This is a genomic window from Nostoc sp. CHAB 5715, from assembly GCF_020829685.1.
In the GTDB taxonomy this organism is placed as follows: Bacteria; Cyanobacteriota; Cyanobacteriia; order Cyanobacteriales; family Nostocaceae; genus Nostoc.
Window position 1 is genome coordinate 1 of sequence record NZ_JAIVFR010000890.1, and the last position, 3,128, is coordinate 3,128.

Here is a 3,128-nt window from a genome sequence, read left to right on the forward strand (position 1 = left end):
TCCGTAGGTGTCATAAAGGCTAAATGCACTTTCACCGCTAATTTGAGTTTCCCCTTGCTGTTTCACCTCTTGGATGATTTCTTCTAGGAGTTTTTCGCCTCTATCCAAAGTTCTGAGGAAATTGGATTCTTCCCGTTGCAGTTCAGCTTTAATTGCTGCTTCTCGTTGGCGCACATTGGGGTAAGCTGATTCAGAAAGAGCGATCGCAGTTTCAGCAACTTGGGTAGTAAATTCGCCAGAAATCCCAATTAATCGCCCATGACGCACCACGCGCCGAATTAATCGCCGCAGCACATAACCGCGTCCGACGTTGGAAGCGCGAATTTCATCAGCAATCATGTGGATGACAGCCCGAATATGATCGCCAATGACTTTTAGGGAAACTTTGGTTTTCTCATCACTGCTGTGGTAATCAACACCAGCAATTTGCCCTGCTGTTTGAATAATTGGGAAAATCAGGTCAGTTTCGTAGTTATTGGGCACTTTTTGGAGGATTTGCGCCATTCTCTCCAAACCCATGCCGGTGTCGATGTTCTTGTTTTGCAGTGGCGTTAAATTGCCGGAAGCATCCCGGTTATATTGCATGAACACGAGGTTATAAAACTCGATGAACCGGGAATCGTCTTCTAAATCTATATTTTCGTCACCGCGTTCTGGGTGGAAGTCATAATAAATTTCCGAACTAGGACCACAAGGGCCAGTCGGCCCAGATGCCCAAAAGTTATCATCTTCGCCCAAGCGCTTAATTCTCGCTACGGGCACACCAATTTGATCGCGCCAAATTCCAAAGGCTTCATCATCATCTTCAAAAACGCTGACGACAAGATTTTCAGGGGAGAAGCCAAAGACTTGTGTAGAGATTTCCCAACCCCAAGCGATCGCTTGTTCTTTAAAATAATCACCAAAGCTGAAGTTACCTAGCATCTCAAAAAACGTCTGATGCCGTTTGGTGCGTCCGACATTTTCGATGTCGTTGGTGCGGATACACTTTTGCGAAGTCGTAGCCCGCTTAAATTCTGGTGTGCGCTGCCCCAAGAATATCGGCTTAAATGGTAGCATCCCCGCGATCGTCAGCAGCACGGTTGGGTCTTCTGGCACAAGGGAGGCACTTGGGAGAATTTGGTGATTCCGTTGGGCAAAGAAGTCGAGAAATATGTTGCGAATTTCGTTACCGCTTAAGTACTGGGGATTTGAAGACATGGGTGTTTTTAACTTTAGACTTTAGACTTGGGCGTACTGGCACTAGATAAGTGTATTTTCATAAATAGCTTTATATATTCTTGCATTTTGTTTCATATTACTGCCAGCAAATTGTGCCAGTCGATGAGCAAAATGCAGTGATTAGGAAGCTTTTACACCATAATCCGACTCTGGCAGGATGCGCGATCGCGCATTTTGGTCTTTAAGATTAATCCTTAAGAATACTTTAAAAATCCTATACTAGGGTAGCAAATGGCACTAAAACTGAAAGTATCAAATATTGCTTGTGAGGGATGTGCAGAAATACTTGCTAAATCCATCCAGGTTAGGGAACCTGAGTCCAAGGTGAATATCGATGTTAATTAATGCTAAAACTCTCACGCTAGAATCCACAGCTTCTGAGGAGTCAATAAAACAGGTAATTCTTGCTGCTGGTTATGCTGTTGAGGGTTATTGATCGGGTTCTAGCTTTTCATATTTTCATAGAAGTTGAGATTTTCATATCTTAGGGTACGCTAACAAAATTTTTTACATTTTTTCCGCCCGTAGAAAGGGCAAAATTGAACTAATTTTCCCACATTAGGGGCAGGTTTTAACATCAACTTTTTTATAAGAAGAATTCAGAACTCAGGAGTCAGAATTCCGAATTGAATTCTGGACGACACTTCGGCAAGCTCAGTGCAACGCTGGGTAATGAATATTGGTTTAAAACCTTGCCCCTTGTGGGCAAAAAAAATTAAAATATTATTCCTAATTAAAACTCTATCCCTTTATGGGTAGAGTATTCTGAATTCTGAATTCTGAATTCTGACTCCTGTTTTATTTTTTTTTTGAGGAATAAAATTATCTGCCTAATCTGACAATTATTACAAACTCTTTAATTTGGTAATTAATTGAGGAGAAGAACACTCAAGAAACTACATAACCAGTTTTTATCCATCTAAATAATATTCAGTATTTTTACTGATTGAAAAAAATCCTGTAAATAAGACATTAGTTGTCAGAAGAGTAGATTTCAAAAACGGTAGTAGTAAAGATAAAGTCTAAAGAGGAGATTAAAATTGTAAAGGTATTGTAAATTCGGCGACAAAATAATATATCAGCAAATATAATTCCACCTAAAAAATCATATTTGGTATTAGCCAACAAGAGCAGCAAGTTTTAGTAAGTTAATCGTAAAATAGGATAAAAATAAAACAATGAATATTTCTATTCTGGTCTTTGGAAAAAATAACTTTCTCGCTACACTCCCAGATCAGATCCTTTATGCGATGGCTTCTAGTGTAGAAGTTATAGACAATCTGAATCAGGTAGTGTCGCGGATTCAAATGACGCCCCCCGATATAATACTTGTGCAGGCTAGTCTGGATGGGAGTATAGAACTTTGCAGTTGGTTGAAAGACCAGACAAAACTATCTTGGATATACTGTATTCTCTTTGAAGATCGTCTTGAGCAGCTTACTGATAGAAATAAGGGTTGGCACAGGGAATTAGAGATGAGTGCTGCGGCATTAAAGCAAGGAGCCGATGCTTATATTTGGCATATTCTTGATGAAAAAACAGACCATAGCTTGGCAGAATTGAGCGCCAATCATGGACTAATAGTTGCTCAATTAACTGTTGGCTTGCGGAAAGCACAAAAATACCGAGATTTGATTCAAACAAATGATATGTTATCAGCGATCGCCTTAGCCGATTCCTTGACAGAATTAAATAATCGTCGTGCTTTAGAATGGGACTTACCCAGGCAAATAAAAAAAGCTAGAAGTCAAAAGACTTCCATGAGCTTGATTATTCTGGATGTAGATCATTTCAAAAAAGTTAACGATACTCACTGGCATTTAATAGGCGATCGCATTTTGCAGCTGCTATGTAAGCGTCTGCGACACAATCTGCGCTGTCAAGACACAGCATTTCGCTATGGTGGC

General features: G+C 40.1%; 2 protein-coding genes and 1 pseudogene. 2 read left to right on the forward strand and 1 reads right to left on the reverse strand.

Annotation, left to right across the window (positions count from 1 at the left end; genetic code table 11):
• Nucleotides 1-1,200, reverse strand: a 1,200-nt coding sequence (gene alaS / locus LC574_RS33230) for an alanine--tRNA ligase (RefSeq protein WP_229457846.1), incomplete at its 3' end; no start/stop codon positions are given.
• A gap of 252 nt (nucleotides 1,201-1,452) precedes the next feature.
• Here alaS and LC574_RS33235 point away from each other — a divergent pair.
• Both LC574_RS33235 and LC574_RS33240 read left to right on the forward strand, forming a co-directional pair.
• Nucleotides 1,453-1,657, forward strand: a pseudogene (locus tag LC574_RS33235) (heavy-metal-associated domain-containing protein).
• A 742-nt stretch (nucleotides 1,658-2,399) separates the two neighbouring features.
• The coding region (locus LC574_RS33240) for a diguanylate cyclase (protein WP_229457847.1) at nucleotides 2,400-3,128 on the forward strand (729 nt) is incomplete at its 3' end.